This is a genomic window from Xanthobacter aminoxidans (genome assembly GCF_023571765.1).
Classification (GTDB): domain Bacteria; phylum Pseudomonadota; class Alphaproteobacteria; order Rhizobiales; family Xanthobacteraceae; genus Xanthobacter; species Xanthobacter aminoxidans.
Genome location: NZ_JAMJXC010000002.1, coordinates 108316 through 125355, shown reverse-complemented (window position 1 = coordinate 125355; position 17040 = coordinate 108316). Strand labels below are relative to the sequence as shown.

The following is a 17040-nucleotide window of genomic DNA, read 5'->3' as shown; positions in this document are numbered from 1 at the left end:
GGGGGAAGAAGATGCGTTCGTTTCTGGCGACAGGCCTGCGCCTTGCGGGCCTCATTCTGGCGCTTGGCCTGATGGCCGGCACGGCGGCCGAGGCGCGGTCGGTGCCGCCCGGCAGCTACCTGCGCTCCTGCCGTGACGCGCAGGTGCGCGACGGCGCCGACCTCGCCGCCTTCTGCGCCACCCGCAACGGCCAATGGGTGGTGACGCGGCTCAACGATTTCCCGTCCTGCCGGGGCGACATCTCCAACCAGGACGGCCAGCTCTGGTGCCAGCGCCGCCCGGTGCCCCCGCCGCCGGCGGTGGGTCCGCGCGGCTCCTATCGCCAGACCTGCACCCGCGTGGAATTCCGCAACGGCGTGCTGAGCGCCTTCTGCCTCACCCGCGGCGGCAACTACCAGCCCTCCGTGCTGAACACGCTGACCTGCCAGCCCGGCTCGGACATCTCGAACCAGAACGGCCAGCTGTTCTGCCCCTCGCGCCAGCGGCTCCAGCCGCCTCCGGGCTCCTACATGCGCACCTGCCGCAACATCTCCATGGGCCTCGGCGGCGTGTTGCGCGCCCAGTGCCAGCGGGTGAACGGCTCGTGGAACCCGACCGCGCTCAACATGAACAATTGCGGCAATTACCGCGACATCTCCAACCAGAACGGCAACCTCGCCTGCTTCTGACGTTCGTGTACCGCTAGGTGAGCCAACCCTGCGTCACTGGTATCATCGCCCCGATCGATTCGGTCGGGGAGTGATGCCATGGCGGGGGCGCGTGACAGGCTGCTGAGCGGGGCGCTGGCGGTGCTGGGATGGATGCTGGCGGCGGGCCTCTCGCCCGCCGCGGCGCAGTCGGTGCCTCCGGGCAGCTATCTCAGCAGCTGCCGGCAGGTTCAGGTGCGGTTCGGGCACGACCTCGCGGCCTTCTGCCCGAACCGAGCCGGCCGGGATGTGGTGACCCGCCTCGACAATTTCCCCGCCTGCCGCGGCGATATCGCCAATGTGGACGGGCGGCTGACCTGCGCGGCCGGCGGCGGCGGGGGCATCCTCGGCCCCGGCGGCATCGCCCCCTCGCCCACGCCGTCGTTCCAGCAAGTGCCCGCAGGCCCCTATAAGGCCTCCTGCCGCAACATCCGCATGGATGGCCCGTGGCTGCGCGCCTCCTGCCGGGACGACTGGGGCGGCTGGCGGGATGCGAGCCTGATGCCGGCCGGCTGCATTCCCGGCAAGGGCATCGTCTATGAGGACGGACGGCTCTCCTGCGGCGGCTCCGGCTTCAGCGGCGATCGGCCCCCGGCGGGCTCCTACCGCGCGTCCTGCCGCGACATCAGCTATTCCGCCGGGCTCATCCGGGCCACCTGCCGCAACAGCTTCGGCAGCTGGGTGCCCACCACGCTCGCCACATCCTGGTGCGGCCACGGTCGCGACATCCGCAATGAGGGCGGCAGCCTCACCTGCCGGCCGGAAGGCTCGCCCGTGCCGGATGACCACAAATGGGGCGGCGGAAGCTGGGGTGGAAACGGCGGCAGCGGTGGCGGCAGTGGTGGTGGCAGTGCCTTGCCCTCCGGCTCCTACCGCGCCACCTGCCGCAATATCAGCATGTCCGCCGGTTGGCTGAAGGCCTCGTGCAAGAGTACATCGGGCACGTGGAAAGACAGCAGCACCTTCGCCAGCTGGTGCTCGGGCGGCTCCCACGACATTGCCAATGTGGACGGGCGCCTGACATGCCGTTAGGTTCGATGCGGTAATTCGGTGCCGCCCACGGGGCCGCGCCTCATCCTCAATCCTCGTGCGAAGGATGCCGCATGATGAACTTCCGGGTTTGGGCGGCAGCGCTGCTGTGCCTGTCCGCCACGCCGGCCGCGGCGGCGGGCGACATTCCGGTCGGCAGCTATCTCGAGAGCTGCCGGCAGGTGCAGGTGCGCTGGGGGCGCGATCTCGCCGCCTTCTGCGCCACCCGCGCGGGGGAATGGGTGGTGGCGCGCCTCGACGACTTCCCCTCCTGCGATGGCGACATCGCCAACCGCAACGGCCAGCTCATCTGCAAGGACACGCCCGCGCCGGGATCGCTCTACGGCACGCTGGCCCCGGCGCCGCCGCCCCGGCCCCAGCCGCCGGCCCCGCCGCCCGTGGTCCAGCGCCCGCCGGCCGGCACCTACACCTCTTCTTGCCGCGACCTGCGGCTCGAAGGCAGCTGGCTCTCCGCCACCTGCCGCGATGGCTGGGGCAACTGGCGCGAGGCCGGCCTCTCCCTCACCGGCTGCCCGCTGGGCGCCGATATCGCCAATGTGGAAGGCCGGCTCGCCTGCCGCTCCTTCACCTCCCAGCATGCGGGCGACTATCCCCCGCCGGGCTCCTATCAGGAGACCTGCCGGGACATCTCGCTCGATTCCGGCACCCTGCGCGGCAATTGCCTCAGCCGCCGTGGCGCGTGGCTCTCGTCCTCGCTTTATCTCTCCTGGTGCAGCAATCGCGAGGTGGTGAATGACGACGGCATCCTGCGCTGCGCCTCCTCCGCGTCCTCCGCGTCGTCCGGATCGGGCTGGAACACCACGCCCGCGCCCTACGGCTCCTATCGCTCCACCTGCCGGGACGTGACGGTGAGCGGCGGCTTCCTGCGCGCCATGTGCCAGGACCGTGGCGGCACGTGGCGCACCTCGGTGCCGCTCCAGCTCTCGCAATGCCTGCAGGGGGCAGACATCTACAACGACAACAGCGACCTGCGCTGCTCGCGCGGCGGCTCGTCCGGCTTCAGCGACCGTCCCCCGCCGGGCTCATACATGGCCAGCTGCCGCGAGATCCGCGTGGTGGCCGGATGGCTGAAGGCCTCCTGCCAGGACCGCAACGGCCGCTGGTCCGAAGCCACCACCGCCGTTTCCTGGTGCAGCCCCGGCCGCGACATCGCCAACGACAATGGCCGGCTGACCTGTCGGTAGCAGGACAGGTCGCCGGCGGGTCTCATGGACCGGATTGCATGGCGCGCGCAGTCTGCCGCAAGGAGCGCGCTTCAGGCCCGTCGGCCCTCCTGGTGGTCGTCGACGATCCCTTCGCGGTGGTGAACGACCTCCGGGGCCATCCCGGCCGCGACCATTGTCGTCGCGGCGCGGCCGGCGGACCGGATCGGGAGCCTAAAAGGCTCAGTCGACCGCCACCTCGGCCCCAAGGTTCTCGAACACCGCGTCGATCTTGCCCTTCAGCGTCTGGGCGTTGAATGGCTTGACGATGTAGTTGCTGACGCCGGCCTTCTTGGCGGCGATCACGTTCTCGGATTTGGCTTCCGCGGTCACCATGATGAACGGGATCTGGCCGAGGGCGCCGTCGGCGCGCACCTGCTTCAGAAGCTCGTAGCCGGTCATAGGCTCCATGTTCCAGTCCGATATGACGAGGCCGTAGCTGCGTTCCTTCAGCTTGGCCAGCGCCTCGGTGCCATCGGAGGCCTCGTCCACATCCTCGAAGCCGATCTGCTTCAGAAGGTTTCGGATGATGCGCACCATGGTCTTGTAGTCGTCCACCACAAGGACGGGCATCCCAAGATCAACCCCCATGACACACTCCAGAAACGGGGACGATGAACACGCTCCATCCATGTTTGGCGAGCGCAACGACGAATGATGTTCTGATGTCCCGGGCTTGTGTGAGGCTTGCACCAAGAATTGGGGTCATCTTCCTCAATCATCTGGGACGATTTATAGGAGAGTGGAAAGCATAGCGTGTTTCAGGAGGCCCTAATGTCGGCTGCCCGGCGACCCTTCAGGATTGAGACCCCGAGTTCCGCCGGCGCCGCCGTCGACCTCTTCGCGATGGATGGCCTCGACGACCATCTGCGTCGCATTTTCGGCGAGCTCGCCGAGGTGCGCGAGGAGATCGCGCGCTTCAAGACGCGCGATCCCGCTGTCGATCGCGAGCGCGACCGCAACGTGCTGTGGGCCGGCATCGAGACCATCCAGGACGCCATCCAGCACACCAAGCACGAGATCGCGAGCCTGCACGCCGAAGGCGCGCGGGGCGAGAAGCTGCTGCGCGCCACCAGCGAGCTGGAGGCGGTCGTCACCGACACGGAGGAGGCGACCGAAGCCATCCTCACCTCCGCCGAGCGGGTCGATGCCTTGATGATCCAGATGCACGCCCTGCTCACCGGCGATGCGGCGGACCTCGCCACCGAAATGCAGAACGAGACGACCAAGATCTTCGAGGCCTGCAATTTCCAGGACATCACCGGCCAGCGCATCCGCAAGGTGGTGAAGCTCCTGCTGTTCATCGAGGAACGGGTGGCGCGCATGACCGACATCTGGGGCGGGGCCGATCTCGTGGCCCAGGGCGCCCGCATCATCCCCCGTGAGGGCGACGAGGCCCTCCTCAACGGGCCGGCGCTGGCTCACGACGTGGGTGTGGTCTCTCAGGACGACATCGACAGCCTGTTCGCCTGAGGGGCGTGGAGCAGTCGGGGTGCGGTCCGCATCCCGCCTGCTCCCGGCCAGACCTCACTCCGCGCGCGCAGCCTCCGGCGGCACGGGCGGCGCGGCGCAGAAGGCCTCGGAGGTGGCGGTCCATTCCCCCACCCCGGCGGCCACGAGATTCTTCATCACCTTGCAGGCATAACGATGCTGCCCTGCGGTGTTCTTCGGCCCGGCATTGTAGCGGGCGACCGCCATGGTCCAGCTGCCGTGCCGCTGGCGCAGCTCCTTCAGGAAGCGCGCGCCCTGTTCCACGTTGAGACGCGGATCGAAAATCTCCTCCAGCGTCCGGAACTCCTCCCGGTGCCAGTACCAGTTCACCTGCATGCAGCCGATGTCGATGAGCTTCACGCCGCGATCGTTGGCGGCACGGAACATGGCGAGGGCCTCGGGCAGCGAAGCGGGCAGATGGTCCTTGCCCTCGATGTGCAGCATCAGCGGCTGGAGGCCGCTGCCGGTGCCGCTCTCGGTGAGCGCGACGGCGTAAAGGATCTGCAACGGAATCTGATACTTCGCCGCCGCCCGCGCCAGCTCGCGCTCGCAGATGCCGTGTGGGACAGGCTTTCGGCCGGCGTCCTTCTTCGGGGGTGAAGCCACCGCCTGGCCGGAGACGGGCGTCGCCGGCTCCACCTTCTGGGGCACGGTTTGCCGCGGCTCAGACGGGCGTCGCTCCCCCCAGATGGGCCGTGTGGGGGCAGGGGGAGCGGAAATCGGAAGCTGAGGTTCGGCCGCCACATCCTCCGTCTCGCCGGCGACGGGGGGGCCGAACGCGGCGGATGCGTCGCCGCAGCGCGCCTCAACCGGCGCCAGCGCGAGGCTCGTCAGCAAAAGAAGGCGCAGCGTCGTCATCGGGAAATGTCCTGTCCTGCCGGCCGTTGCGACCCTGCCGGCCGGGGTCGGTGCTGCCGCGCCCGCCGCCTTGCCCCTCGTCCGCGCTCTCCTGCGGAGGCAGGTTCTCCATCGCGGCAAGGCTGCGCACCGGCGCATCGAGTTGCGACAGGACGGGGCCGCCGACGTCCAGCTCCACGTCGGTGAGCCCGGCCGAGCCGAGGAGGGCGGAGAGATGGTCCTTGTCGGCCGCGAGCAGTTCGGCGGTGGCCGGGTTGTCCGCCTTGAGGCGCACGGTGAGGCCGTGCGGGGTGAGGCGCATGTGCACCACCACCCGCCCCAGCGTTTCCGGTGAAAGCGCGATGTCGAGCACGCGCACCGGGCCGGTCGGGGCACCGCTCTCCGGGACCTCGATCGCGCCCCCGGCCGGGGCGCCCGCCGCGGCGGGATCGATCTGCGCCACCTCCGCCGCGATGGCGCGGCCGACCTGCGCAAGGCTGGCGAAGGGCAGCGCGGGGGATGCCTCCGGCTTGAGGGCGGGCTGGAGCTTCGGCGGTTCCGCCACGGGCACGGTGGGCCGGGCGGGCGCCTGGCTCGGGTCCGGGGCGAGGCGACGGAGTTGGGGCGGGTCGCCCTGGGTCTCGTCGGGCGCGGCGCGCGGGGGGAGCGGCCGGACCGGCATCCGGTTTTCCTGTGGGTCGAGGTCCGGGGAAGGGGCGTCCGCTGCCGGCGCGCCTGTCGCTTCGCGCGTGGACGCTGCGCGTTGCGTGTCGGCCCGCGCCACGGGCAGGGGCGCCGCTGCGGGCTGGGTGAAGGTGCGCACCGGCGCGAAATGCGTTTCCTGCCGCAGCACCACGAGTTGCATCGGCGGCGGAGCGTCCGCCGACCCCGCCGGCGCCGCCAGTGGAACGGGCGCCGGCATCGTCTGAGCGCGGGGCGCGACGTCCGCCGCCGGCGTGTGCCTCGCGTCCATGACTGGCGCGGGCGATATCGCGACGAGCGGCATGGCGGCCGGCTGGAGAGGTGTGTCGGGCGCGGGCGTGTCGGTGGGCGGCTCGGCCTCGGTCTCGGCGGCGTCGATGGGGCGTGTGTCCTGCGGCGGCAGGACCAGCGCGGCGCGCGGAGCGGGGGCGGTGTCGATCCCGCCGCGCTCCGGGGCGGGGCGTTCGCAGCGCGCTAGCAGCCGGTCGAGGCTCGCCGCCGGGAGGCGGGGCAGGGGCTCGGCGGGGAGCGGCTCCGTTGCATCGTCGCGGAGCGCCTCCCCCTCGCGGCGGGGCGCCGGGCGGGCATCCTCCATCAGGCTAAGCAGGTCGCCGAAGGGCGGGCCGTCCTGCGGCAGGGGCTCGCGGCCGGCGGCGGTATCGGGGTTCAGGGCGAAGGCCGCCAAGGCGAGGTCGGCGGTCCTCATCGCGGCGCATCCTTCAGCAGGGTATCGATCTCCCCGAGCTTCACCTGCGCCTTCGCCAGTGCGGCCGAGGGCTTCTCGTTTCCCGCCGTCCGCACCGGCTGGGCGCTGGCGACGACCTCCGGAGCGGACGGGGCTGCCGCGGAGGAGGGGGCAGGAGCCGGGGAAGGCGCCGGAGAAGGCGCCTCATCGGCGCGGCGGATCAGCTCGGCGGTGCGGCTCGCGGCCTCCAGCAGCGCCTGGTCGGAGGGGTCGAGGCGGGCGCGGTCGATGGCCTTCAGCGCCGCCTCTGCCGCCTGGTAGCGATCCGGCGTCGCCGCCTGCGCGGCGCTCAGATAGACGCGGGCGCGCTCGGCATCGCGGCTCGCCGCCGGTGCCAGCAGCATGGCGCGCTCGGCGGCGGTGGTGGCGAGCGCGGTCTTGCCCTCCACGATGGCCGAGCGCGACACCAGCAGGAACACCTCGCGCCGGGCTTCCTCGTCGAGGGGCGCGAGCAGGGCGTCGAGGCGCGCGAGGCCGTCCGGCGTCGCCAGCACGTTCATGCGGCTCAAGGCGGCGGCGAAGCGCTGGCGGAAGTTGCCGGCATAGGCGGAATGGCGAAAGCGGCTGAAATACTGCCCCGACAGACGCTCGAACTGGTCGAGGTCGCCGGCCTGCGCCGCCACCAGCACGGCCCGGCGCAGGGCCGCCTCGTCCACCAGCGTGCCGGGCATGAGGAGGCGCGCCACCTCCAGCAGCCGCGAAGCCTTGGCCGGGTCGCTACGCACGGTGAGCGCCGCCTGGGCGAGGGCGATCTGCCCGCCGATGCCGTTGGGCAACTTGCGGGCGTCGATCTCGCCGAGCTGGCGCAGGGCCGGTTCCTCCCGGCCCTCCAGATAGAGCAGGCTGCCGGTGAGCAGCTTCTCGTCGATGTTCGGCTTCGGCTCACGCTGGATGATGCCGCGCAGCACCGCCGGATTGCCGCCGCCGAGGAAATACATCACCAGCGCGCGGGCATTGGCCGGGTCCTGCCAGACGGAGGCATCGGCATCGCCGAAGGCTGCGTCCATCTCGGTGATCATCGCCCGCTGCTGGGCGATGCCGGCGGTGGAGCCGGAGGCGATGAGATCCTGCAACCGCTGGAGACGGCGCACCAGCGTGACGGGATAGATATCGGTGCGGCCGGCGGGCGGGGCGGCCTCGGCGGACGTGGCGTGGGGCGCGGATGCGTCCGCGTGGGTAGCCGGCTGATCCGGCGCGGGCGCGGGATGGGCGTCATCGGCCAATTCCGCTGCGGCTTGGGCGGCGGGAGCGGCGGTCGGGACGGGCTCGGGAATGGGCGCCATGGGCTCGGAAGCCGGGGGCGTGCCGGCCCCGGTCGTCTCGGCGAGGGGGAGAGCCGTCGTCCCGGCCGGGATTCCGCCCGCCTCCGCCGCGACTGGGGGCGGCGCTAGAGCCGGCGCAGCGGCCGGAGCCCGCGCAGGTGCCATCGGCACCGCTGGCTCGGACGGCAGGGGACGGCGGGGCGGCAGCGGCATAGGGAAAGGCCCAAGGGGGGCATAGGCGGAGACCGCCGATGCGGACACGGACGGCGCCACGGCGGGACGTGGGGCCGGTCCGGGCGCCGTGTCGGGCGTCCGTCTGGGCGCGGGCTGAGGTGGCGTCGCGGGCGGTGTCACGGGAAGCGTCGCGGGTTTGGTTGCCGCGACGGGATTCGATGGGACTGAAGGTTTTGTCGCCGCCGGTTGGGTTGCTGCTGTGGGCTTGGGTGCCGCAGCCGGGACGGATGTTCCCGACGCAACCGGGGGCGCTGGGGACGTTGCGCCCGGTAGACGCGCGGCCGGTGCCGGGGATGCCACGGGCTTGGGCGCCGGCGGCGGCGCAGCGGGTTTCGGGGCGGCGGCGTTCATTGCTTCGGCTGCGGGGGGCCTCGGCACGGTGCCGGAGGGGGCTGCCGCGTTCTGCGTCGCGTTGGGCTTGGGCGGGGCGGCAGCTGCGGCAGGCGGCGCTGGCGCGGGGGCGGCCGCCGTCGGTGCCGGCTTCGGTGCGACCGTGTTGGGCGCGACAGGCTTTGGCGCCGGCTTGTCGGCGTTGGCCGCCGCAGCTGCTGGCGTGCCCGGGGTCGCGGTCCCGGAGGTCGTCGTCGCGGGCTTCGGTGTGGCCGGCTTGGGTGCGGCCGGCTTCGTCGGCGCCGGTCTGGCCGTGGCGGGGCGTGCGGGGGCGGCGGTCTCGCCACGCAGGCCGTCCCATGGGTCCGCGTCGTCCTCGGCGCGGGCGGCGCCGGGCAGCAGCAGGGCGCCGGCGAAGAGGAGGAGAAGGCCGGGCCGGGTCATGAGGGCGCCTTCAGCAGGATTTCGATGCGCCGGTTCTGCGGCGCGTTGGGATCGGCAGTGTTCTTCAGATTGCGGTCGGCGAGGCCCTCGATGGCGGTCACGCGCTTCTCGTCGAGGCCGCCGCGCACCAGCATGTAGAGCGCCATGTGCGCCCGCGCGCTGGAGAGCCGCCAGTTGTCGTAGGTGTCGGAGCGGAACGGCCGCGCATCGGTGTGGCCGCGAATGACGATCTCGCCCGGCCGCGCGCCGAGCTTCTTGGCGATCTCACCCATGGCCCGTACGAAGCGGGCGTCCGGCACCGCCGAGCCCACCGGGAACATGGTGAAGTCGAGATCGTCGGTGAGATCGACGATGAGACCTTCCTTCGTCGCCCGCACGTCCACGCGCGGTGCTGCGCCGGGCGTGCCCACGGTGGCGGCGACCACCTGCTTCAGCTCGCTTTCCAGATCGCGTGCCGCCTTGCCGGCTGCCGCGGCCTGCGCCGCGGCCGCTTGCGCCTTCTCGGCCTGAGCCTTCTCCGCCTCCCCCGGCTTCGCGGCGCCGGTGGTGGCGTCCGGGCGGCCGGAGGGCTGGTCCACCTTGGAGGGCTTGGCCTGCGGGTTGCGCGCTTGTCGGCCGCTGGACATCTGCCAATAGGTGGGATCGAACGGATCGCGGTTCACGTCGCCGGCGCCCGTGCCGGGCGAGCCGGTATCGCCGACGGCGGCGTCGGGCGTGCCGCCCGCCCGCGCGTCGGCATCGCCGGCCAGCTTGTTCAGCACCGCATAGGGATCGCGGAACGCGGCGCGCTCCTTGTCGCCCTGCTGGCGGTCGTCGCCGGCGCCGGTCTCGCGCCCCGTGGTGTTCTTGAGGCTGGATTGTTTGTCGCCGTCGGAAGACGTGCCTTTGGCCTTGGTGTCCTCGGGATCGTTCAGCCCGCGCACGTCGGTGATGCTGGAGGCGAGGTCCACCGGGTTGAAGTAGTTGGCGATGGCCTTGCGTGTATCCTTGTCGGTGACGTTGATGAGCCACATGATGAGGAAGAAGGCCATCATCGCCGTCATGAAGTCGGCGTGCGCGACCTTCCAGGCGCTCGAATGGTGCTCGTGCTCCTCGTCATCGTGGCGCTTGACGATGATGATCTCGCCGTGGGGCTCCTTGCCGGACATGGCGCGCTCCCGTCAGTTGCCGCGGGCGGCAGCGGCCGCCCAGCCGGAGAGCTGGGTTTCCAGCACGCTGTCGTCGCAGGTGATGCGAAGGTCGCTCGCCGGTCCTTCCGCGAGAACGATGCCCTGCACGTCCGAGAGCCGCGCGGATAGTGCCGCAGCGAGGTCGCCCGAGCCTGTGATGGTGATGGACGGGCCAGCCGCCCCGCCGCGCAGAAGCTCGCGCACCCGCCGGGCCAGTTCGTCGAGCGCGCGGGCGCGGGCGGCGCCGCCCACGAAGGGGCGCAGCACGGCTGCGATCGCTTCGGAGAGGCGCGCCTCCACTGTGTCGAGGCCGGTGCCGATGAGGTAGGCCAGCCGCGCGCTTTCCTCGGCGCACCAGCGGGCGCGGGCCTCGCCGATCTCCTCTTCGAGGCGCGCGGCGAAGGCGGCCTCGGCATCGGCGAGCTGCTGCTCGCAGGCGGCGAGGGCGATGGCCGCCTCCTCCAGCGCCACACGGCGGGCCTCCTCGGCCGCCGCGCGGAGGGCCTCGGCGCCAGGTTGCTCGTGCGGCCGCAAGGCGGGCGTGGGCGTGATCGCGGGAACGGGCGGCACGGCGCTCACCGGGGCGGAGCCTTTGGCTTGTCCGCGCGGCGCGACGCCGAAATGGGGCAGGTGGTTGAGAAGCGCGGTGGTGCTCATACGCGGGCATCCTGATGCAGCCACTGGCGCAGGATCGCGGCGACCTGCTCCTCATCGAACTCGACGATCTGCTCCAGCCGCTTCTGCGGCGAGCGGTTGAGCCGGCTGGTGAGATCCTCGATCAGGCTCAGCGCGCCCGGCGCCGGCTCTCCGGCGGCGGGGTCGCCCGGCACCATGGACGGGCCGGCGACGGCAGCGAGCGGGGCGCCGCCCGCCAGCATGGCGGCCTCGATGGCCTCGGCATCCTCCACCTCGTCGCGCTCGGGGCGGGCGAGGATGGCGCGCACGGCGGGCCTGAGGCCGAACCAGATCACCAGGCCGGCGACGATGAGGATGGTGGCGGCATTGATCATGGTGCCGGCCTGCCGCAGCAGCAGCTCGGACCACGGCAGCGGCGGCACCGGCTCCAGCGCCGCCCCGCCATTGGCGAAGGAGACCGCCGCGACCTTCAGCTTGTCGCCGCGTTCCTTCTCGAAGCCGGAGGCGGAGGCGACGAGCTGCTCCACCTCGTAGAGCTGCTGCTCCACGGGGATGGCATCGGCGCCGCCGGCCGCGCCCACGAGGCGCTCCTTGTTCACCAGCACGGCGATGGAGAGGCCGCGCACCACGAAGGCCTCGCGCACGGTCTGCACGGTGCGGGTGGAGACCTCGAAATTGGTCAGCTCCTCGCGGCGGGAGGAGTTCTCGTTGGAATCGGTACCGCCGTCGCCCTGCTGCTGCTGGCCGGGGATGTTCTGCTGAACCGACGTATTGGGCTGCTTGGTCTTGTTCTGGCTCTGGCCCAGCTCCTTCACCACCCGCACGGAGCGCTCTACCTTGGATGCGGGATCGAACGTGGTCTCGGAGGTGGTGACGCGATCGGTGTCGAGGCGGGCCGACACCTGCACCTCGAAATTGCCGAGACCGAGATAGGGGGCGAGCGTGCGGCGGACCTTTTCCTCGGTCTCGCGGCTCACCTGCTGCTGGAGCATGGCCTTCTTGCCGGCGGCGGCGCTGGCACCGTCCTCGCTGGAGGAGAGCACCGCGCCCTCGGTGCTGAGCACCGTCACCTGGTCCATCTTCAGGCCGGGAATGGCGGCGGCGACGAGGTGGCGGATGGCCTGCGCGGTGGAGGCGTCCTCCGCCGTCTCGGTGCGGATGACGACGGAGGCGGAGGCGCTCTGCTGGTCGCGGCGGAACGAGCCACGTTCGGGCAGGACGATGTGGACGCGCGCCGCCTTGATGCCCTTCATGGTCTGGATGGTGCGGGCGAGCTCGCCCTCCAGCGCGCGCACCCGCGTCACCTCCTGCATGAAGGAGGTGAGGCCGAAGGCGCGGACGTCGTTGAACAATTCGTAGCCGGTGTTGCCGCTCTGCGGCAGGCCCTTCACCGCCAGCAGCATGCGGGCGCGGGCGGTGTCGGAATGGGAGACGAGGACGGTGGTGCCGTCCGCATTCACGTCGAACGGGATGCCCGCGTCCTTCAGCGCGCCGCCGATGCGGTTCACGTCCTCGCGGGTGAGGTTGGCATAGAGCGGCTCGCGCTCGGGCTGGCCGAGATACCAGGCGCCAAGCGCGACGGCCGCCACCGCGGTGAGGGCGATCAGCGCCAGTGCGATCAGGCGGCGCGCGCCGAGATCGCGCAGATTGCGCCAGAGTTGCTCCAACTGCTCTTTGCCGATCATCGGCGGATCTCGTCTGATTGCGGCCGGCGCGCGCGGGGCGCGGCCGGGAACAGGGACCGGGCACGCGCCAACCGGAAGATCCGGTCGCGCTCATGTGCCTCGGGCGGCAATCTCGACGGTCAAACTTGCATGGGCGTTGCGGGGGCTCTGCGTCTCCCCTCTCCCCTTGCGGGAGAGGGGCCGGGGGTGAGGGGTGAGGCCGGGCGCCATCCGGGCGTTCGCTCGTGCTGCGCCAGCCCCCTCACCCGTCTCGCGGCTTTGCCGCGATCCACCCTCTCCCGCGAGGGGAGAGGGGAAAAGACAAAAAAATGGCCACGCTCCGGGGGCGGAGGTGGCCGAGGGGGGCGTCGGGGGGACGCAGAAACTCAGGGCGCGCCGGAGAGCCGCGGGAGGGAGCGGCGCCGGCGCGCGGACCGCCGCGCCCGGAGGCGCGGCGGCGGACGCGATCAGCGGAACAGGGTCATCACGTTCTGCGAAGAGCTGTTCGCGATGGACAGGGACTGCACCGCGAGCTGCTGCTGCGTCTGCAGGGCCTTCAGCTTGGTCGATTCCTCTTCCATGTTGGCATCCACGAGGGTGCCGATGGACGAGGTGTTGAGGTCGATCAGGCTCTGGGCGAAGGTCTGCTGCGAGTCGAGCCGGGTCGAGGTGGTGCCGAGCGTGGTGGCGCCGTTCTGCAGCTGCTGCATGGTGGCGTCCACGACCTTCACATAGGCCTGGATCTTCGCGAGATCGGCGTCGGTGTTGCCGAGGCTGGACACGTCGAAGTCCGTGATGGACTCCGTGCCGGCCGTGGCGGTGCCGCCGATGACGTACTTGGTGTCCATGAAGCCCTTGAGGCTGCCCGCGGTCGTGTCCACGGTCACGGTGGCGCCGCCGGTGACGTTCGCCGCCGTCGCCACGGCCGTGACGGCCTTGTCGAGGGTGGTGGACGTGCCGGTGGAGGTGCCGGCGGTGGAGGCGTCATAGACGGTGAACGTGCCGGTATCGATGGCGGTGGAGCCCACCGTCACGGTCGAGCCGGTCCGCGAGAAGGACGACAGCAGGTTCTTGGTGCCGTTGAAGCCCGAGGCGCTGGTATCCACCGACAGCCAGTTGCTGCCGTTCATCACGGTGTTGTCGGCGGTGGTCTTGATCTCGCTGACGTAGGACGAGATTTCCGTCTGCAGCTTGGCCCGGTCGACGTTCGGCGAGAGGGCGGCCGTCAGGTTGTTCTTGATCTTCGCCAGCGAGGCGACCACCGCGTTGACGCCGCTGGAGGCCGCATCCACCGAGTTCTTGTCGAGGCTCATGGCATCCTTCACCGCGCCCAGCGCCCCGTTGTCGGAGGTCAGGGTGGTGGCGATGGACCAGTAGGCCGCGCCGTCGTTGGCGGAGTTGATCCGCTTGCCGGTGGAGACGTGGGCGTTGGTGGTGTCGAGGTTGGAATTGATCGTCCGCAGGGTCTGCAGGGCGACCATGGCGGAGTTGTTGGTGATCAGGCTGGTCATGGGAATGTCCCTCTGTGACTTGGAATGAAGGGGGACATGCCGGGCTCGCACCGGCATGGCAGGGCGGCATCATGCCTTTGGTGGCCGGCCCGCAGAGCACGCGCCGATCTGATTGCACCGCAATCAGATCGGATGACGCGTTCTCTTCGCTCTAGGGGTCCAGCACCCGGCCCTTGCGGAGCCGGTCAACCTGCCATGGGAGAAACGTTAAACGCGCAAGCTTGCGCGAGGCTTGCGCTGGCTGATGCCCTCAGAAAAACGAGCGGATCAGCCCGCCGACCAGCAGGTTCCAGCCGTCGATGAGGATGAAGAACAGGATCTTGAACGGCAGGGAGATGACCGCCGGCGGCATCATCATCATACCCATGGACATGACGAGCGTCGCGACGATCATGTCGATGATGAGGAACGGCAGGACGATGAGAAAGCCGATCTCGAACCCGCGCCGCAGCTCCGAGATCATGAAGGCGGGGATGAGCACCCGCATGGGCACTTTCTCTTCGCTTGCCTTCTCCGGCGCTGCCGGGGCATTCGCGGCCTCCTCCGCAGGCTTGTCGCGGGAGGCGATGTCGGCGAACAGCTTCAGGTCCTTGCCGCGCACATGGGTGAGCATGAAGTCCCGGAACGGGTCGGCGATGCGTTGCAGCGCCTCTTCCTCGCCCATGCGGTTCTCGGTGAGGGGCTTCACCCCGTCCTGCCAGGCGCGGTCGAAGGTCGGCCCCATCACGTAGAAGGTCATGAACAGGGAGAGCGAGACCAGCACGAGGTTGGCCGGCGTGGAGGGCAGGCCGAGGCCCGAGCGCAGGAAGGAGAAGGCGATCACGAAGCGGGTGAAGCTCGTGACCATGATGAGCAGCCCCGGCGCCACGGACAGCACCGTGAGCAGAGCCACCATCTGGATGAGCCGCCCCGCCGTGCTGCCGCCGCTCTCGGGCAGAAGCTGCTCCAGCGACGGCAACTGCGCGGCGCCCTGCGCAAGGGCCGGCGCGGCGGACAGGAGCAGGCCGGCGACGAGCGCGCACATCAGCGCCGACAGGCGCGCGGGCGCCCTCACTGCACCACCAGCGTGGAGAGGATCAGTTCGTCCACCTTGCCGTCGGAGCGGGCGCGGGCGCGCTCGTTGAGGTCCTCGCGCAGGTGCTGGAGCGCGCTCGGGCCTTCGAGCTGGCTGAGCGCCAGGGTGCGCATGTAGGCCATGATGTCCTCGCGCAGCTCGGCGGCGGTCACGTCCGGGTTCACCAGCGCGCCGTTCTTGAACACGATGGCCGTCTCGATCCGGATGAAGGTGGAGGAGGGTGCGGACAGGTTCACCACCACCGGTTTGAGATCCTTCAGCACCAGATCGCCGGAATGGCGCAGCGGCGGCGCCGGCTTCTTCTCCGGCTCGGCGGCGACCTTCTTCGTCACCGCCTGCTCCACCGTGCCGGCGAGCTGGAGCCCGAGCCCCGCCCCGGCGGCGAGCGCCAGCAGCGTGACGATGAGGAGGGGCACGAGGAGGCCGGGCTTCTTCTCCGGCGCTCCGTTCGGGCCGAGGGCTTTGGCGGGGGCTGCGGTGGCCATCACGTCACCAGGGCGTCACGACATCATAGATGCGCTGGCCCCAGGCGGGCTGCTGCACATCCGTGAGCCGGCCGCGTCCGCCATAGGAGATGCGGGCCTCGGCGATCTTGTCGTAGGGAATGATGTTGGTCGACGACACGTCCAGCGGGTTGACGATGCCGGCGATGGTCAGTTCGCGCACCTCGTAATTGACGAGGATCTCCTGCGAGCCGCGGATGACGAAATTGCCGTCGGGCAGGATCTCCGTCACCACCACCGCCACGGAGAGGCGCAGCTTCTCGGAGCGGTCGATGTTGCCCTTGCCCTTGGTCTTGGTGTCGCCGTTGATGTCGAGATTGCCGGAGCCCGCCCCCGCGTTGGCGCCCTTGCCGAAGCCGGAGAGGGTCAGCGCCGCGTCGAAGCCGAGATTGCTTTTCGATTCCCGCGAGCGGTCGGTGGCGTTGTCGAACTGCGCCTTGTCGTCGATGGCGATGGCCACGCGGATCACGTCGCCCACCTTGGCCGCGCGCAGGTCGCGATACATGCTCTGGGAGCGGTTGAGGTCCCAGGTGGAGCGGAAGGTGGTCTTCTGCGGCTGCTGGAAGGTCATCGGCAGCGGGTCGCGCTTGGCGGTGTCGAGGCCGTAGCCCACGGGCGTCAGCGTCGGCCCGGTGGCGAGGTTGTCATAGGTGCTCTTGCAGCCGGCGAGAGCGAGGCAGGCGAGCGCCGCGAGGGCGATCTGCGGGGAATGGAACATGGCGCGCATCAGCCCGGCCGCCCGGCGGTGCGGGGGGCATCCGGCCGCGCGTCCTGCGCGCGGCGGGCCATGCCCACCATGGTGGAGGTGAGGCGCGCCGCGCGGGCCGGCTCGCTCTCGTTGAGGATGGCGCTGGCGACGCGGGGCGAGAGCCGCGCCAGCACGGCGGCCGCCATGTCCTCGTTCATGGCCGCGAGCTGGGCGGCGGCGGCGTCCGGGCGCATCTGGGAGACGACCGCGATGAGGCTGTCGTCGGCCTTCTTCAGGAACGCCTCGCGGCGCGCCAGCCACTCCTGGTATTCGGCACGCTTGGCCTCGAGCTGGGCGAGGCGGGCCTCGATCTCCTTCTCCATGGCGGTGAGCGCGGCCTGCTGGCGGGTGAAGCGGGCGTCGGCGGCGGCATCGGCGATGTTGCGGCAGTAGAGCGCCGCATTCTCGCCGGCGGCGGCATCGGGCGCGGGGGCGGGTTCGGCGCGGCCCTCAGCCGGGAGCATCAGGACGGTGCCGCAGAGCGCGGCGAGCGCCAGCGCGGTGCTGCTCCTGGCCCGGGCGGCCCTGCGGCGGCGGGCTGAGACGACGAGGATGCGAAGTCGCGTGCAGGTCACGCGCCGGAGCGCGGCAACGCCCACGAGCAGCGAGCACGAGACCGAGACGATCGCATAGATGATGGCGGCGTCGATGAGGACCGTCGAGACGGACATGGAACCTCCTCCTCTTCCCCGAGGGGCGGCGCCGGGCGGGGGCACGGGCGCCTTGGATGGTCGAGGTCTAGGGGGAGAGA

At 70.8% G+C, this 17040-nt stretch carries 16 protein-coding genes; 4 read left to right on the top strand and 12 right to left on the bottom strand.

The window, feature by feature from the left end; all coding sequences use genetic code 11:
• Positions 1–11 precede the first annotated feature (11 nt).
• The 3 genes from EJ105_RS03330 to EJ105_RS03320 all read left to right on the top strand — a co-directional run bounded on the left by EJ105_RS03330 (position 12) and on the right by EJ105_RS03320 (position 2920).
• Positions 12–668 carry a CVNH domain-containing protein gene (locus tag EJ105_RS03330; protein ID WP_250165295.1) on the top strand — a complete coding sequence of 219 codons (657 nt, stop codon included), beginning with the start codon at positions 12–14 and terminating at the stop codon, positions 666–668.
• A gap of 78 nt (positions 669–746) precedes the next feature.
• Complete coding sequence (locus EJ105_RS03325; protein WP_250165294.1) at positions 747–1718, top strand: CVNH domain-containing protein; 972 nt, start codon at positions 747–749, stop codon at positions 1716–1718.
• Positions 1719–1792: 74 nt separating this feature from the next.
• A complete protein-coding gene (locus tag EJ105_RS03320; RefSeq protein WP_250165293.1) occupies positions 1793–2920 on the top strand; it encodes a CVNH domain-containing protein in 1128 nt (375 codons plus the stop codon).
• 201 nt (positions 2921–3121) lie between these two features.
• On the opposite strand, the gene EJ105_RS03315 is transcribed toward EJ105_RS03320, so the two are convergent.
• Positions 3122–3529, bottom strand: a complete 408-nt coding sequence (locus tag EJ105_RS03315) for a response regulator (protein ID WP_024276855.1) — start codon at positions 3527–3529, stop codon at positions 3122–3124.
• A gap of 183 nt (positions 3530–3712) precedes the next feature.
• On the opposite strand from EJ105_RS03315, the gene EJ105_RS03310 reads away from it, so the two are divergent.
• Positions 3713–4411: a protein phosphatase CheZ gene (locus tag EJ105_RS03310; protein ID WP_250165292.1), complete on the top strand. Its 699-nt coding sequence runs from the start codon at positions 3713–3715 to the stop codon at positions 4409–4411.
• Between the two features lie 54 nt (positions 4412–4465).
• Here the strand turns inward: EJ105_RS03310 and EJ105_RS03305 are convergent, their stop codons facing one another.
• The 11 genes from EJ105_RS03305 to EJ105_RS03255 form a co-directional block, all read right to left on the bottom strand.
• On the bottom strand, positions 4466–5287 hold the full coding sequence (locus EJ105_RS03305; RefSeq protein ID WP_250165291.1) for a lytic transglycosylase domain-containing protein: 822 nt from the start codon (positions 5285–5287) through the stop codon (positions 4466–4468).
• Entirely contained in the window at positions 5235–6674 is a 1440-nt protein-coding gene (locus tag EJ105_RS03300; protein WP_250165290.1) for a flagellar hook-length control protein FliK, read from the bottom strand. The genes EJ105_RS03305 and EJ105_RS03300 overlap by 53 nt, the downstream gene beginning before the upstream one ends.
• Complete coding sequence (locus EJ105_RS03295) at positions 6671–7996, bottom strand: chemotaxis protein MotC (RefSeq protein WP_250165289.1); 1326 nt, start codon at positions 7994–7996, stop codon at positions 6671–6673. The genes EJ105_RS03300 and EJ105_RS03295 overlap by 4 nt, the downstream gene beginning before the upstream one ends.
• A 983-nt stretch (positions 7997–8979) precedes the next feature.
• Positions 8980–10131, bottom strand: coding sequence for a flagellar motor protein MotB (locus tag EJ105_RS03290; RefSeq protein ID WP_250165288.1), 1152 nt, complete (start codon positions 10129–10131; stop codon positions 8980–8982).
• Positions 10132–10143: 12 nt separating this feature from the next.
• Positions 10144–10809 carry a hypothetical protein gene (locus EJ105_RS03285; protein ID WP_250165287.1) on the bottom strand — a complete coding sequence of 222 codons (666 nt, stop codon included), beginning with the start codon at positions 10807–10809 and terminating at the stop codon, positions 10144–10146.
• Positions 10806–12473, bottom strand: a complete 1668-nt coding sequence (gene fliF / locus EJ105_RS03280) for a flagellar basal-body MS-ring/collar protein FliF (protein WP_250165286.1) — start codon at positions 12471–12473, stop codon at positions 10806–10808. Before fliF ends, EJ105_RS03285 begins: the two co-directional genes overlap by 4 nt.
• 446 nt (positions 12474–12919) lie before the next feature.
• Positions 12920–13963, bottom strand: coding sequence for a flagellin N-terminal helical domain-containing protein (locus EJ105_RS03275; protein WP_250165285.1), 1044 nt, complete (start codon positions 13961–13963; stop codon positions 12920–12922).
• A gap of 250 nt (positions 13964–14213) precedes the next feature.
• A complete protein-coding gene (gene fliP, locus EJ105_RS03270) occupies positions 14214–14987 on the bottom strand; it encodes a flagellar type III secretion system pore protein FliP (protein ID WP_250165549.1) in 774 nt (257 codons plus the stop codon).
• A 26-nt stretch (positions 14988–15013) separates the two neighbouring features.
• Positions 15014–15523, bottom strand: a complete 510-nt coding sequence (locus EJ105_RS03265) for a flagellar basal body-associated FliL family protein (protein WP_250165284.1) — start codon at positions 15521–15523, stop codon at positions 15014–15016.
• 4 nt (positions 15524–15527) lie between these two features.
• Complete coding sequence (flgH, locus tag EJ105_RS03260) at positions 15528–16259, bottom strand: flagellar basal body L-ring protein FlgH (protein WP_250165283.1); 732 nt, start codon at positions 16257–16259, stop codon at positions 15528–15530.
• Positions 16260–16267: 8 nt separating this feature from the next.
• Positions 16268–16960: a MotE family protein gene (locus tag EJ105_RS03255; protein ID WP_250165282.1), complete on the bottom strand. Its 693-nt coding sequence runs from the start codon at positions 16958–16960 to the stop codon at positions 16268–16270.
• Between the last annotated feature and the right edge of the window lie 80 nt (positions 16961–17040).

Excerpts from the sequence above, each read along its gene's own strand:
- EJ105_RS03305 (WP_250165291.1), bottom strand. The coding sequence starts at position 5,287 with ATGACGACGCTGCGCCTTCTTTTGCTGACGAGCCTCGCGCTGGCGCCG.
- fliP (WP_250165549.1), bottom strand. The coding sequence starts at position 14,987 with ATGTGCGCGCTCGTCGCCGGCCTGCTCCTGTCCGCCGCGCCGGCCCTT.
- EJ105_RS03285 (WP_250165287.1), bottom strand. The coding sequence starts at position 10,809 with ATGAGCACCACCGCGCTTCTCAACCACCTGCCCCATTTCGGCGTCGCG.
- EJ105_RS03300 (WP_250165290.1), bottom strand. The coding sequence starts at position 6,674 with ATGAGGACCGCCGACCTCGCCTTGGCGGCCTTCGCCCTGAACCCCGAT.
- fliF (WP_250165286.1), bottom strand. The coding sequence starts at position 12,473 with ATGATCGGCAAAGAGCAGTTGGAGCAACTCTGGCGCAATCTGCGCGAT.
- EJ105_RS03310 (WP_250165292.1), top strand. The coding sequence starts at position 3,713 with ATGTCGGCTGCCCGGCGACCCTTCAGGATTGAGACCCCGAGTTCCGCC.
- EJ105_RS03325 (WP_250165294.1), top strand. The coding sequence starts at position 747 with ATGGCGGGGGCGCGTGACAGGCTGCTGAGCGGGGCGCTGGCGGTGCTG.
- EJ105_RS03265 (WP_250165284.1), bottom strand. The coding sequence starts at position 15,523 with ATGGCCACCGCAGCCCCCGCCAAAGCCCTCGGCCCGAACGGAGCGCCG.
- EJ105_RS03315 (WP_024276855.1), bottom strand. The coding sequence starts at position 3,529 with ATGGGGGTTGATCTTGGGATGCCCGTCCTTGTGGTGGACGACTACAAG.
- EJ105_RS03290 (WP_250165288.1), bottom strand. The coding sequence starts at position 10,131 with ATGTCCGGCAAGGAGCCCCACGGCGAGATCATCATCGTCAAGCGCCAC.
- EJ105_RS03275 (WP_250165285.1), bottom strand. The coding sequence starts at position 13,963 with ATGACCAGCCTGATCACCAACAACTCCGCCATGGTCGCCCTGCAGACC.
- EJ105_RS03295 (WP_250165289.1), bottom strand. The coding sequence starts at position 7,996 with ATGGCGCCCATTCCCGAGCCCGTCCCGACCGCCGCTCCCGCCGCCCAA.
- flgH (WP_250165283.1), bottom strand. The coding sequence starts at position 16,259 with ATGTTCCATTCCCCGCAGATCGCCCTCGCGGCGCTCGCCTGCCTCGCT.
- EJ105_RS03320 (WP_250165293.1), top strand. The coding sequence starts at position 1,793 with ATGAACTTCCGGGTTTGGGCGGCAGCGCTGCTGTGCCTGTCCGCCACG.
- EJ105_RS03255 (WP_250165282.1), bottom strand. The coding sequence starts at position 16,960 with ATGTCCGTCTCGACGGTCCTCATCGACGCCGCCATCATCTATGCGATC.
- EJ105_RS03330 (WP_250165295.1), top strand. The coding sequence starts at position 12 with ATGCGTTCGTTTCTGGCGACAGGCCTGCGCCTTGCGGGCCTCATTCTG.